This is a genomic window from Hyalangium minutum, assembly GCF_000737315.1.
Lineage (GTDB): Bacteria > Myxococcota > Myxococcia > Myxococcales > Myxococcaceae > Hyalangium > Hyalangium minutum.
In genome coordinates, this window is sequence record NZ_JMCB01000012.1 from 252,267 (window position 1) to 266,089 (window position 13,823).

General features: G+C 68.1%; 10 protein-coding genes. 8 read left to right on the forward strand and 2 right to left on the reverse strand.

Annotated elements, in window-relative coordinates:
- Window positions 1–2 precede the first annotated feature (2 nt).
- On the reverse strand, window positions 3–413 hold the full coding sequence (locus tag DB31_RS28645; protein ID WP_205628577.1) for a hypothetical protein: 411 nt from the start codon (window positions 411–413) through the stop codon (window positions 3–5).
- Window positions 414–708: 295 nt separating this feature from the next.
- Here DB31_RS28645 and DB31_RS28650 point away from each other — a divergent pair, with 295 nt between their 5' ends.
- From DB31_RS28650 to DB31_RS28685, 8 genes are all read left to right on the forward strand, one after another.
- Window positions 709–972 carry a hypothetical protein gene (locus DB31_RS28650; protein WP_044193257.1) on the forward strand — a complete coding sequence of 88 codons (264 nt, stop codon included), beginning with the start codon at window positions 709–711 and terminating at the stop codon, window positions 970–972.
- 214 nt (window positions 973–1,186) lie between these two features.
- Window positions 1,187–1,768 (forward strand): GAF domain-containing protein, encoded by a 582-nt coding sequence (locus DB31_RS28655; protein ID WP_044193258.1) that lies wholly within the window; start codon window positions 1,187–1,189, stop codon window positions 1,766–1,768.
- A gap of 110 nt (window positions 1,769–1,878) precedes the next feature.
- On the forward strand, window positions 1,879–3,711 hold the full coding sequence (locus tag DB31_RS28660; protein WP_044193259.1) for a serine/threonine-protein kinase: 1,833 nt from the start codon (window positions 1,879–1,881) through the stop codon (window positions 3,709–3,711).
- Between the two features lie 84 nt (window positions 3,712–3,795).
- Window positions 3,796–7,572, forward strand: coding sequence for a tetratricopeptide repeat protein (locus DB31_RS28665; RefSeq protein ID WP_044193260.1), 3,777 nt, complete (start codon window positions 3,796–3,798; stop codon window positions 7,570–7,572).
- Between the two features lie 173 nt (window positions 7,573–7,745).
- Window positions 7,746–8,411 (forward strand): type 1 glutamine amidotransferase domain-containing protein, encoded by a 666-nt coding sequence (locus tag DB31_RS28670; protein ID WP_044193261.1) that lies wholly within the window; start codon window positions 7,746–7,748, stop codon window positions 8,409–8,411.
- 101 nt (window positions 8,412–8,512) lie between these two features.
- A complete protein-coding gene (locus DB31_RS28675; protein WP_044193262.1) occupies window positions 8,513–9,823 on the forward strand; it encodes a hybrid sensor histidine kinase/response regulator in 1,311 nt (436 codons plus the stop codon).
- Between the two features lie 277 nt (window positions 9,824–10,100).
- Window positions 10,101–11,933 (forward strand): sensor histidine kinase, encoded by a 1,833-nt coding sequence (locus DB31_RS45260; RefSeq protein WP_240486933.1) that lies wholly within the window; start codon window positions 10,101–10,103, stop codon window positions 11,931–11,933.
- Window positions 11,930–13,255 carry a hybrid sensor histidine kinase/response regulator gene (locus DB31_RS28685; protein WP_044193263.1) on the forward strand — a complete coding sequence of 442 codons (1,326 nt, stop codon included), beginning with the start codon at window positions 11,930–11,932 and terminating at the stop codon, window positions 13,253–13,255. Before DB31_RS45260 ends, DB31_RS28685 begins: the two co-directional genes overlap by 4 nt.
- A 3-nt stretch (window positions 13,256–13,258) precedes the next feature.
- Here DB31_RS28685 and sufT read toward each other — a convergent pair whose 3' ends face one another.
- Window positions 13,259–13,813, reverse strand: coding sequence for a putative Fe-S cluster assembly protein SufT (gene sufT / locus DB31_RS28690; protein WP_044193264.1), 555 nt, complete (start codon window positions 13,811–13,813; stop codon window positions 13,259–13,261).
- Between the last annotated feature and the right edge of the window lie 10 nt (window positions 13,814–13,823).

The window sequence follows — 13,823 nt, forward strand, 5'->3', positions numbered from 1 at the left end:
CCTCAGGGCGCAGCCCCCTGCCCACCACCCGGCGCGGGTGCCGGTCTTGTCGCGGGAGCCGTGGCCGGCGCGGAGGACTCCGACTGAGAGCTGTGCCGCCGCGCACGAGAGAGCGCCGACTCGAACCACACGTCCGCCATCTCCTCGTGAATCTCCGTCAGCTCGCGCTGCCGGGCCTGCAGTTGGGCGTTGTGCTCCTCGAGGGCGTGCCGCTCGACTTCCCCGCGCACCAGCTCCTCACTCAACACTTGCTGGGCCTGCTCGGCTTCGGCGCGCTCGAGCTGGAGCGCTTCCATCGCCGCCTCCGTGGCCGCCAGCCGCTGGGCCAGCTCCTCCGCACGCGCGCGCTCTTCCTCATAATGGCGACGCCACGCCTCCACTTCCAGCACCTGGGCGGGGCTCGGAGATGGCACGACAGGTGGGACTGTCGCGCACCCCATTCCCCACCCCGCAACCACCGTAGCGATGAAGAGGTACCGCATGACCCGCACATTGCAGAAGCGCGGGGATTCCGTCAAAGACCCGCCGGGTGACCTTGGGGAGTAGCTCCTCACCGTTTGAGAACCAAATGAGGAGGAACTCCCCACGCCGTGGCCCACGCGGGCTCGGCTCCGAGGAAGCGGCGATGGCACGGGGGCTGCTCTAGCGAGCCGGTGCACACGGACGCATCTCGCGCCGTCGCTGCCCCAACTATCGGAGCTTTCCACCATGAAGAAGATCATCGCCGCCGTCGTGTTCGTTGCCGCCACCGCGTTCGCCAATGAGCCGGCCAAGACCGCCGAGACCAAGCCGGCCGCTCCTGCCGCTGCCCCTGCCGCCCCGGCTCCTGCCGCCCCGGCCGAGACGAAGACCGAGACGAAGACCGAGGAGAAGACCGAGGCCGCCCCGGCCGGTGAGAAGACCGAGAAGAAGACCACCAAGAAGACCACCACCAAGAAGACCGACGCGGCGAAGACCCCGGAGACCAAGTAGTCACCGGTCGCCTCAAGGCGAGCGAGCTTGCAGGGGGTGCCCTCTCTTCGGAGGCGGCACCCCTTCGCATTTTCAGGGCAGCGCGCGATCAGCCCCAGTCCTACCCTGCCCCACCCAAAATACAGCAAAAACGTGATTTGACAGAAAGATCAAAAACAGGCTTAATCCGTTCTTAGGGAATAACGGAATATCCCGTGAACCCGGGGAGCCGCCGATGATCGAAATCTTCGCGAAGATCTCTGAGGCCACGAAGCTGCTGATGGAGACGGGCTTCAGCCCGGCCCACGTCACGGCGGCGCTGGGCCACATCGGCTCCTCGGTGGGAGTGGACCGCATCACCCTCTTCGAGAACCAGCCGTTCCCTATCAAGGGCCGCCTGCTGATGGATGCGCGCTTCGGGTGGGCCGCTCCGAACATGCCCTCCATGCTCGAGTCGCCGACGATGAAGCAGTTCTCCCTGCGCGAGGCGGCGCCCCTCTGGGCCGACGCGCTCGCGGCGGGCCAGACGGTCTCCAGCGTGGCGAACGTCGCGCCGCCCCGGCTGAAGCTGCTGCTGACCCACCTCCAGACGCAGTCGATGCTCCTGGCCCCTATCCAAGCGGGCAGGGAGAAGTGGGGCTTCATCTTCATGGAGGACTGCCGCAAGGCCCGCGTGTGGACCGCCGAGGAAGTCACCCTGCTCAAGTCCCTGGCGGGCGGGCTCGGCACGGCGCTGCGCCACAAGCAGATGCGCTCCAACCTCTCGCAGACCCGCACGCAGCTGGCGGAGATGGTCCTGCTGAGCGGCACCCGCTGAGCCCCTTTCCGCTGGGCCGCATTCCAGTCACGACGGAAGCAGAAGAGGCCCTGCTCCCAGGGGGTTCGTCACGCCCCAAGGTCTGCTAGCCTGCTGCTGCTTCCATCGCCATGGCATCCCTGGACACCACCGCCATCAGCCGGCGCCCCGCGGCTGAGACCATCCCTGGCTACCGCCTCGAAAACCTCGTCGGCATGGGAGGCATGGGTGAGGTCCACAAGGCCATCCAGCTCTCCCTGGGCCGCATCGTCGCGGTCAAGCTGCTCAACCCCGAGCTGGCCAAGGACCCCGCCTTCGTGGCGCGGTTCGACAAGGAGGCCGCGGCGCTGGCCGCCCTCTCGCACCCCAACATCGTCTCCATCGTCGACAAGGGGCGCTCGGACACCACCTACTTCCTGGTGATGGAGTTCGTGGAGGGGCCCTCGCTGCGCGAGCAGGTCCGCTCCCCGCTGCTCACGCCCAAGGAAGCCCTGCGGATGATGATGGAGATCTGCCGGGCCGTGGAGTACGCGCACAGCCGTGGCGTCATCCACCGCGACCTGAAGCCAGAGAACATCCTCTTCGATCAGCAGGCCGGCGGGCTGGCCAAGGTGACGGACTTCGGGCTGGCCTCGTTCCTGGACGACGCCAACTCGCGCTACAACCTCACCAGCACCCATGTCTCCATGGGCACGCTCTCGTACATGGCGCCCGAGCAGCGCGTGGACGCGAAGACCGCCGACAAGCGCGCGGACATCTTCTCGCTGGGCGTCATCCTCTATGAGCTGCTCACGGGCGAGGTGCCGCTGGGCACGTTCGATCCGCCCTCCGCGACCAAGCCGGGCATCGACTCGCGGCTGGATGCCATCGTCGGCCGCTGCCTGAAGCCGGACCCCGACGAGCGCTACTCCACGGTGGCCGAGATGATGGCCGACCTGGAGCCGCTGGCCCCGGTGATCACCTCGCAGCCGCCCAAGCCGCTCACCGTCATTCAGCGCGTGAAGGCGGGCGTGGGGCGCGCGGCGCGCTTCACCGGGCGGGTGGTGGCCACGCTGCTGGTGCTGGCGGCGGCGGGCGAGCTCGGCCGGGAGTGGCTGCAGACGAAGATGAAACTCCCGCCAATCATAGCGGGCACGGCGCTCTCCAGCGATCTCGGACCGACTTCCGTGAAGAGCATCGCGGGCCGCAAGGTCAAGGGCACCGAGCGCCGCTCCATGGAGATGGGCGAGGGCGCCGATCAGCTCTACTTCCTCGTCTCGGGCCGCACACTGGACATTGACGGCAAAGCCCTGGTGTTCCCCGCTCTCAGCAGGGACCACAAATCCCGCACAGGGCAGGCCGTGGCGGATGTAGATGTAATGGAGATGGAGGGAGACACCGCCCTGCTCAAGGCAGATGTGCTCACGAGCAATCCCGCGCCCACGCCCATAGAGGAGGCCCGCAACTTCCTCCTCGGAGAGCCACCTGCCCCGCAGGCAGCGCTCATGCTCGTGGGCGTCCCTGGACGCTTCGTGGGACTCGTCCAAGAGGGCTCGGGCGCCCCGCTGCGGCTGGAGTGGGTGCTCGGGGAGCGCCGGGGTACCATGCTCGGCCAAGCCTCTCCCGAGGGGGTCGTGCACTTTGAGATGGAGGTGGACGCAGAGGGCATGCTGAGGGGCTTCGTGGGTACCGGCAAGGACCGGCGACCCATCGGTGAGCCGCTCATCCTCGGCCGCGAGTGGCAGAAGCAGTTCGGTGAGCTGCCCCGCGCGGCAGTCGGCTGCATCGACGGCACCTGCCGGGTGGAGGGCTTGAGCTACAGCGTCCGGAAGGCCTCGAACGCGCCTCCCACGGCCGTGGCCGAGGCCCCCGTCAGCCGCCCCACCCCCGTCGCCACCAAGCCGGCCGTCAAGCTCGCGCCTCCCGCGAAGAAGCCGCCCGCCAAGGCTCCAGCGCCGCCTCCCAAGGGGGGAAAGAAGAGGTAGCCCCCTCCGCCGCTCTGTTCGGGTGCACACACCCTGCATGCGGATGTAGCCCCGCCCCTGGGATTGCATTATCCCTCGGGACCTATGCGCACCTCTCGCGGCCTCCTCGCGCTCGTCGCCCTCGTCGCCGGCCTGTCCGGCTGTCCCAAACGCTCGCCCTCCGCCACGGATATCCTGGAGTCCGCCGCCGAGCGGGCCCAATCCGGCAGTGGCGAGGCCCGGACGCTGGCCTTCGCGGGCTTCCACACGTACCTCGTGAAGGGCGACACGGACGCCGCCCGGGCCCGCTTCGACGCCGCCATCGCCAAGGACCCGGGCGACCCGTACGCCCTCATGGGCCAGCACCTGCTCGCGCGCCGCATGGCCGCCCCGGACCGCGCCCTCACCGCCGCCCTGGAGCTGGTGCAGCGCGCTCCCACCCACCCGCTCGCCGTGCCTGCGGCGCGCTACATCCTCGACCAGGTGGGCAGCTCGCCCGATCTGGACGCCGTCATCCTCCAGGGCACCCAGAAGGCGCTCGACGCGGGCGCCATAGGCGAGGCCGCACAGCTCCTGCGCGGCTGCCACCTGGGCGCGGCCCTCGTGAAGGGCGACCGCGAGGCCCTGGCCGCCGCGGTGAAGGACGTGGGCGGTACGCCCGTGGCCACGCTGGTGGGCCCCTTCTCGCTCTACCACTCGCTGTCCTTCGATGAGCCCATTCCGCCGGAGAAGGATGGCTCGCTGGCGGGCCCCTTCACCGGCCCCTACGGCCCGCTCACGCTGCGCACCCTCCAGGCCCCGGACAGCCGCCACCAGTTGGATGGAGAGCCCGGCGAGAGCGACGTCTACCTCCTCGCCTTCGACGCGGAGGTGGCCGAGGAGGGCGAGTACCTGGCGCGCGCCGTCTCCGCCTCCTCCTTCAAGGTGGTGATGGATGGAGTGCTCCTCTTCGAGCGCCGCAACTTCGAGCAGACCCAGTCCACCGTCACTGGCAAGGCCCTGCGGCTCTCCGCGGGCAAGCACCGCTTCCTGGTGAAGCTCACCAAGGACAACGGCACGGGCACCATCGCCTTCACGCTGCCGCGCGCCGACGGCCGCCCCTCCAATATCCGCTACACACCGGCCACCGGGCCCGCGCCCTCCTGGGCGGGCACGGCGCCCACCTTCGTGCAGGCCTCCTTCTTCCCCACCGCGGCGGACCTCGCGGCCGCGCTCGAGGGCGAGGCGGGCGGGCTGCTCGCCACCTTCCTGGCCTCCGTGGACTCCGCGGGCCGGGACCCGGACGGCACTCGGCGCCTGCTGGCGACCCTGCCTCCGGAGCTCATCACCAGCGAGCCCCTGCTCATGCTGAGCGCGACGCTGTCCACGCAGGACCGCTCCGTGCCCACCAAGGTGGCGCGCGGCCGGGCCACGAGGGACTTGGAGGCAGCGCTGGCGAAGGACCCCAAGGATGTGTCCGCGCTGCTGCTGCGCGCGGAGCTGGCGCTCGGTGACAGCCAGGCCGCCGCCGCGCAGGACGTGCTGAAGACCGCGCTGGAGCTGGCTGGCCCGGAGAGCGTCCCCGTGCAGATGCTGCGAGCCCGCGCGGCCATCGCGCTCGAGGTGGACGCCGAGGCCGAGGAGGCGCTCGCCGCGGCGCTCAAGGCCCAGCCCCGGCTCTGTGACGCGCTCTCGCTGCGCTACAGCCTGGCCCGCAAGAGGGACGCGGCGGCGCTCATGGACCAGCTCGTCACCGACTTCAATGGCTGTGCGGGCGCGAGGGCTCGCGCCGCGGAGCACGCGCGCCAGCGGGGTGACACCGCCACCGCCGCGAAGCTCTATGAGGAGCTGCTCGTGCGGGACCCCGGCAGCGTGAGCACGTCCCTGACGCTGTCGAACCTCTACGTGTCGCTGCGCCGCTATGACGATGCCGCCAAGACCCTGAAGGAGCTGATGACCCTGTGGCCTCGGAGCTCCTACCTTTATAAGCGGCTCGCGGACGTGCGCGAGTACGCGGGCGCGTCGGCGGAGGCGCTGGCGCTGCGCGAGAAGGCGCTGGCCCTGGACGGGAGCGACCTGGCCCTGCAGCGGGCCGTGGCGCGCGCGAAGACGGGCAAGGAGCTGCTGCAGGACTACGCCATCGACGGCAAGCAGGCCATCGCCGAGTACGAGAAGTCACCGGGCGAGCAGAGCGCCGCCGCCACGTACATCCTGGACGCGGCCGCCGTGCAGGTGTTCCCGGATGGCTCGGTGGCCAACCGCATCCACATCGTCCAGAAGGCGCTGGAGCAGAACGGCATCGAGGACATCGCCGAGGTGACCATCCCCGCGGGCGCCCAGGTGCTGGCGCTGCGCACCATCAAGGCGGACGGCACGGTGCTGGAGCCGGAGAACATCGAGGGCAAGGACAACATCAGCCTGCCCGGCGTGAACGTGGGCGACTACGTGGAGGTGGAGTACCTGCTGGCCGAGTCCGGCCGGGGGCCGATGCAGGAGGGCTTCGTCGCCTCGCCCTTCTATTTCCAGATCGCCAACATGACGAACAACTGGACCACGTACACGGTGGTGGCGCCCAAGGGCACGGGGATGAAGGTGGACTCGCACAAGGTGAAGGTGAACCCGCCGCAGACGAAGGGCGACGTGGAGCTCTTCACCCAGGAGGCCCGGCGGGTGCCGCCGTGGATCCCCGAGCCCGAGTCTCCTTGGTCCTCCAACGAGTACCTGCCCTTCGTCATCGTGGGCTCGGGGAACACGGGCCAGGACAAGCTGGCGGCCATGTGGGCGGACACGTTCATCGACCGCTACAAGCGCAACGCGGACATCGAGGCGTTCGCGAAGAAGGTAACCGAGGGCAAGACGGGCCTCGAGGCCGTCAAGGCGCTGCACGCGGCCATCATGAAGCGCATCCCGGGCCGGGATGTGGGCGTGGTGCAGTCGGCCATCTCCACGCTGGCGCAGGACCGCGGCAGCCGGCTGATGCTGCTCAAGGCCTCGCTGGAGTCGCTGGGCATCCCCGCGCGGCTGGCGACGGTGCGCACCTTCTCCTCGGATCCCGCGCCTTATCTGTTCCCCAACGATCAGCTGCTGCTGTCCTATACGGGGCTGCGCGTGTACCTGCCGGGTGAGGAGCCCTTCTGGGTGGACACCACGGTGCGCTGGGCTCCGTTCGGCGGGCTGCCGGACAACGCCCTGGGCGAGCGCCCCGGCTACCTGCTGCCTGAGCCCGGCCGCCCCATGGAGAAGCTGACGACGCCTCCGCTGGTGGAGAAGGTCAACAAGCAGGTGACGCTCAGCATGGAGCTGAAACCGGACGGACAGCTCGTGGTGAAGGGCGAGGAGATCTACATGGACTTCGTCGGCGCGCAGCTGGCGGAGGCCTTCGACGCGCTGTCGGCCGAGAGCCGCAAGCAGTCGCTCCAAGGCGCGGTGACGCGGTACTTCGGCGGTGCGGACCTCACGAGCGTGACGCTCGACCACCCCGAGCAGGTAGGCGCGCCCTTCACCCTCCGCTACGAGTTCAACGTGCCGCGCTTCGCCCGCATCGAGAACAAGCGCATGGTGCTGGGCCCCGTCACCTACCCCGCCCAGCTGGGCCGGCGCTTCGTGCAGCTCAGCACCCGCAAGGCGCCGCTGTTCCTCGACGACTCCGAGGCGAGCAACACGCAGGTGACGCTCACGCTGCCGGAGGGCTGGCGGCTGCAGGACCCGCAGGCCTCTCTGAAGGTGGACAACCGCTTCGGCCGCTACGTGCGCTCGGAGAAGCAGGAGGGCCGGGTGCTGACCATCGTCGAGGGGCTGCGGCTTCCTCGCACCCGCGTCATGCCCCAGGAGTACGAGACGTTCTCCCAGTTCGCCGGAGACGTGGACCTCATCCAGACGCGGGACCTCGTCTTCACGCCCTAAGAAAAGCCCTCACCCGGCGCCGCCCTCCTGGAGCATGGGAAGCGCTCCCTGCTCTGGGAGGACGGCAGCCCCTCGGCTGCCCGGCTCCCCTCTCCCGATTCTCGCCCATGGGGGCCGTACACAGAGTCAGCGGGTGCTCCCACACGCGCGGAGCAGCACAAGGGGTCGAATCGATGGGCAAGAAGTTGAAGGGGCTGCGGGTGGCCGTGCTGGCGGCGGATGGCTTCGAGCAGGTGGAGCTGACGCACCCGGTGAAGAAGCTCAAGCGCGAGGGCGCTCTCGTGGAGATCATCTCCTTGAGGCCCGGCTCCATTCGGGGAATGAACCTCCTGTACCCGGGCAAGAAGGTGCACGTGGACACCACCCTGCGGGAGGTGAAGGCCGCCGACTACGACGCGCTGCTGCTCCCGGGCGGCTTCGTCAACCCGGACCTCCTGCGGCAGAGCGAGCTGGCGCTGGAGTTCGTCCGCGACTTCGAGCGCCTCGACCGGCCCATCGCCGTCATCTGCCATGGCCCCTGGCTGCTGGCCTCCGCGGATGTGGTGCGAGGAAGGCGAATCACCTCTTGGCCGGGGATCCGCGATGACCTCCACAACGCGGGGGGTATCTGGGAGGACGCTCCCGTAGTCCGGGATGGCACCTGGGTCTCTAGCCGAGGGCCGCACGATCTGCTGGAGTTCATCCCCGCCATGGTCTCGCTGTTCGCCGAGCACCTGCCCGCCTCTCAGCCTAAGGAAACCCCCAAGGAGGCAAGGCCCTGGCTGCGCTGGGCCCTGGGAGGGTTCGCCGTGGCAGCGTTGGGCTACGGGCTGAAGGAGCGCAAGCTGCTCACCGCCTGACTCCAACAAACCCATCTTCCTGTTGGAAGTCCTCGACGATTCCTGGCCACAATCGGCTAGAGAGTCCCGCCAACTCCCTCTGGCGGCGGAGAGGTCTGGTCGTGAGCACAGCTGCTTCTCCCAATCGGCGCATCCTGGTGGTGGATGACAACCGCACCATCCACCAGGACTTCCGAAAAATCCTCTGCCCGCCCGCAGCCAATGACTCGCTGGATGAGATGGAGGCGACCCTCTTCGGTCACGCCGAGAAACATGAGCTGGCGCTCAGCTTCGAGATGGACTCGGCGTATCAGGGTGAGGAGGCGCTCCAGATGGCTCGCGCCGCCCGCCAGCAGGGCCGGCCCTACGCTCTGGCTTTCATCGACATCCGCATGCCTCCTGGCATCGACGGCGTGGAGACCACCTCCCGCCTCTGGCAGGAGGATCCCGACATCCAGGTAGTCATCTGCTCGGCCTACGCCGACTACTCCTGGGAAGAGATGATGCTCAAGCTGGGCCTGTCCCAGCGCCTGCTCATCCTCCGCAAGCCCTTCGACGGCATCGAGGTGCGCCAGCTGGCCTTTGCCCTCACCGAGAAGTGGGAGTTGTTGCGCTCCAACCGCCTTCATCTGGAGGACCTGGCCCGGGCCGTTGAAGAGCGCACCCGCCAGCTCACCGCCGCCAATGCTCGCCTCGTTCAGTCCCAGCGCCTGGAGGCTCTCGGCCGCCTGTCGGCCGGCCTGGCCCATGAGATCAACAACCCCCTGAGCTTCATCCTCGCCAACCTCAGCTACCTGCGTACCCAGCTCGAGACGGATGCCTCGCGCCTGAGCGCCAGTGAGATGCAGGAGCTGCGCGAGGTGTGCGCCGAGTCCTTCGAAGGGGCCGAGCGCATCCGCCGCATCATCCAGAACATCAAGCTGTTCAGTCGTCTGGATGAGGCCCCGCGCACCCGCGTCGATGTGCACGAGGTGCTGGAGCACGCCCTCGGCGAGGCACGCCAGTTGCTCGCATCCGATGCCCAGGTGGTGCGCGACTTCCACGCTGTCCCTCCCGTCTTCGCCAGCGAGAACGGCCTGCAGCAGGTCTTCTTCGGCCTGCTGGCCAACGCCGCTCAGGCGCTCAAGGACGGGCCTGCCTCGCCTCCCACCCTGCGCGTCGAGACCCACGTCCAGGAGGATGGCCGCGTCGCTGTCGAGATCGAGGACAACGGCAAGGGCATTGCCCCCGAGCACCTCGGCCGGGTGTTCGAGCCCTTCTTCACCACCAAGCGCATGGGCACCACCTCGGGCCTCGGCCTGAGCGTCTGCTACGGCATCGTCCTCGGCCTCGGCGGCGACATCATCGTCGACTCCTCCCTCGGCCAGGGCGCCACCTTCCGGGTGTTGCTGCCCCCGGCTCCGCTGGAAGCCTCCCAGACCACGCCTGGGTGAGTTCCCTCCCACACTTCTAGACACCGCACCCTGACCGAGAGAGCAGGTAGGTCTTCCTGCCCTCCCGGCAGAGCAGCCTTCATGTCACGAGTGCCTTTGAACATCGTGTCGCGTTCTGAACACAATCCGGGCTGCAAGCAGGCCATCGGTATCCGGCCTGCGCGCACGGCCAGGGGATATGTCGAGTTCGCATTCGCCCGAGACACCGAAGTCTCAGTCCCCAGCATTGGGGCCCGGGACGGGCGTACCGGACACGGAGCCTTCTCGAAGCCGTTTGGTGGCATTCCTGGACAGGTTTCTCTCGGAGCGCCTCCGGCAGGCCGACCCATCGGAGCTCACGCGTGCGCGGCTGACCGTGGGTTTCGCGCTGTTCCTACTGTTGTACGACCTGGTGTTCATGGCGCAGGCACTGCTCAAGCCCACGCTGCAGTGGCATGCGCTTGCGCTGGGCATCCCCGCGGCGCTGGCCTACTCTGGACTGCTCGCCCTGATACACCGGGCCGCCACGATCCGGCTGCCCGCGCTGCTGCTGTGCAGCATCGTCGCCTTGGCGATGGCGGGCTTCATCTTCGCACTGCGCATCCCCACCGCGGGGATGCACGCCGCGATGATGCTACTGCCCGCGCTCTCGGTGTACCTGCTGGGCTCCCGCAGGGCCCTGTCCTTTACCTTCTTCCTCATCCTCACGATGGGGATCGTCTTCCCGCTCTACATCACCCGCGCGGACAGTGCGTTCACGCCGGATACGCACTTCTGGGAGATGTACATCTTCGCCAGCATCTCCTTCCTGGGCGCGTGGGGGTTGGGCGCGCTGCACAACACCGCGCGCGACCAGATCCAGCTCTCACTCGAGCGGACGCTGAAGGCGAAGCGCGAGAGCGAGGGCAAGCTGATCAGCCTCTTCGAGAGCACGGATGACATCGTGTCCTCGGTGGATCTGCAGGGGAACCTGATCACCGCCAACTCGGCGCTGAACCGGCTCTTCGCCTCCGCCGTGGGGAGGGCGCCCCTGCCGGGGGAGTTCCTCTTCTCCAACCAGGCGCCCGACCAACAGGAGATCTGGCGCCAGCTGCTGGCGCAAGTCGCCACGGGCCAGCATCTGAGCTTCGAGGAGGAATACCCCTTTCCGGGCGGACGCGTCGTCTACGAGAACCACCTGCACCCCATCACCGGCGAGGAGGGCCAGGTGGTCGGCGCGACGATCTTCTCGCGCAACGTCACGTCCCGGAAGGACGCGGACACGCGCCTGGGAGAGATGCACCGCACGCTGGTGGACGTCTCGCGGCAGGCGGGCATGGCGGAGATCGCCACGGGGGTGCTGCACAACGTGGGCAACACGCTCAACTCCGTCAACATCGCCACGACGGTGCTGGCGGATCTGCTGCGCAAGTCCCGCGTCACCGGCCTGGCCAAGGCCGCGCAGATGCTGAAGGAGCACTCCTCGGACCTGGGGACCTTCTTCTCGACGGATCCCCAGGGGCAGCGGCTGGCCAGCTACCTCATCGCGCTCTCGGAGAGTCTCCTCGAGGAGCGCGAGGCGATGAACAAGGAAGTGCAGACGCTGAGCGAGAGCGTGGACCACATCAAGTCCATCGTCACCACGCAGCAGCGGCACGCGCGCACTGCGGGGGCCATCGAGGAGCTGCATGTGCCCCAGCTCATCGACGAAGCCCTGCGCCTGCATGCCATCTCGCTGGAGCGTCTGGGCATCTCCATCGTGCGCGAATATGCCGAGGTGCCTCCCATCCTGGTGGACCGGCACAAGCTGCTGCAGATCCTCATCAACCTGCTGAGCAACGCGCGCCACTCACTGGTGGACAGCCAGACGCAGGACAAGCGCCTGACCATCCGCGTGCGGACCACCGAGGACTCGGCGCAGCTGCTCATTGAAGTGGCCGACAACGGCATGGGCATCGCGCCCGAAAACCTGTCTCGCATCTTCTCCAAAGGGTTCACCACCAAGAAGACAGGCCATGGCTTTGGGCTGCACATCAGCGCCCTGGCCGCCACCGAGATGAAGGGCCGGCTCACCTGCGCCAGCCCTGGCGCCGGACAGGGCGCCACTTTCACGCTCGAGCTTCCCCTGGCAGGCGAGGAGATCCCTCCGTGAGTACATCCGCCGCTCCCAACCGCCGCATCCTCGTGGTGGACGACAACCGCACCATCCACCTGGACTTCCGAAAGATCCTCTGCCCGCCCTCGGCCAATGACTCCTTGGACGAGATGGAGGCGGATCTCTTCGGGCACTCCGAGGTCAGCGCCCAGCTCCCCGGCTTCGAGGTGGACTCGGCGTATCAGGGCGAAGATGCGCTCCAGTTGGCCCGTTCCGCCCGGCAGCAAAGCCGGCCCTACGCTCTGGCCTTTGTCGACATCCGCATGCCTCCCGGCATCGACGGCGTGGAGACCACCTCCCGCCTCTGGCAAGAGGACCCTGACCTCCAGGTGGTCATCTGCTCGGCCTACGCCGACTACTCCTGGGAAGAGATGATGCTCAAGCTGGGCCTGTCCCAGCGCCTGCTCATCCTCCGCAAGCCCTTCGACGGCATCGAGGTGCGCCAGCTGGCCTTCGCCCTCACCGAGAAGTGGGAGCTGCTGCGCTCCAACCGCCTTCACCTGGAGGGCCTGTCTCGTGCCGTCGAGGAGCGCACCCGCCAGCTCACCGCCGCCAACGCCCGCCTCGTTCAGTCCCAGCGCTTGGAGGCTCTCGGCCGCCTGTCGGCCGGCCTGGCCCATGAGATCAACAACCCCCTGAGCTTCATCCTCGCCAACCTCAGCTACCTGCGCACGCACCTGGACGTGGATCCTTCACGTCTCAGCGCCAGTGAGATGCAGGAGCTGCGCGAGGTGTGTGCCGAGTCCTTCGAAGGGGCCGAGCGCATCCGCCGCATCATCCAGAACATCAAGCTGTTCAGCCGCCTGGATGAAACCCCTCGTACCCGGGTGGATGTGCACGAGGTGCTGGAGCAGGCCTTGGGTGAAGCCCGGCCGTTGCTGGCTCCCACGGCCCAGGTGATGCGCGACTTCCAATCGCTGCCTCCCGTCTTTGCCAGCGAGAACGGTCTGCAGCAGGTCTTCTTCGGCCTGCTGGCCAACGCCGCTCAGGCGCTCAAGGACGGGCCCACCTCGCCGCCCACCCTGCGCATCTCCACTCAGCTCGAGGAGGATGGCCGCATCGCCGTGGAGATCCAGGACAACGGCAGGGGCATTGCCCCCGAGCACCTCGGCCGGGTGTTCGAGCCCTTCTTCACCACCAAGCGCATGGGCACCACCACAGGCCTCGGCCTGAGCGTCTGCTACGGCATCATCCTCGGCCTCGGTGGCGACATCACGGTCGACTCGACGCTCGGCCAGGGCGCCATCTTCCGGGTGTTACTGCCCCAAGCCCCCCTCGAGCACCTCACGCCCGCCCCTGTCGGCGTGACAGCGGACTGAGCGCTACATCCACCCCAGCTCGAGACGGGCCACGTCTGACATGCGGCTCTGGTCCCAGGGCGGCTCCCAGACCAGCTCCACGTGGGCCTCTTTCACGCCGGGGACGCTGGACACCTTGCGCTTCACATCCTCCACGAGCACCGGGCCCATGCCGCACCCGGGCGCCGTCACCGTCATCTGGATGTCCACCCGGTGGCCGCCTTCCGGCAGCGGCTCGGCCTTGCACTGGTACACCAACCCCAGCTCCACGATGTTGACGGGAATCTCCGGGTCATAGACCGTCCGGAGCTGCTCCCACACCTGGTCCTCGTTGAACGAGCCATCCTCCGAGTGCTTCGGCTCCAGGGCCTTGGCCGCCTGGGCGTACTCCTCGCCGAGCACGTCCGCGTCCTTCGCGTCGATGCGCAGCAGCTGACCGGTCGACTCCGACTGCACGGTGACGTTGCCGCCCAGCGTCTGCATCACGCGCAGATCCGTCCCGGCGGGGACCATCACCCGGTCTCCACTGGGAATCAACGTCGCTTCGACCTCGCGGTCGATGACCACCAACCCTCTCATGCGACCCTCG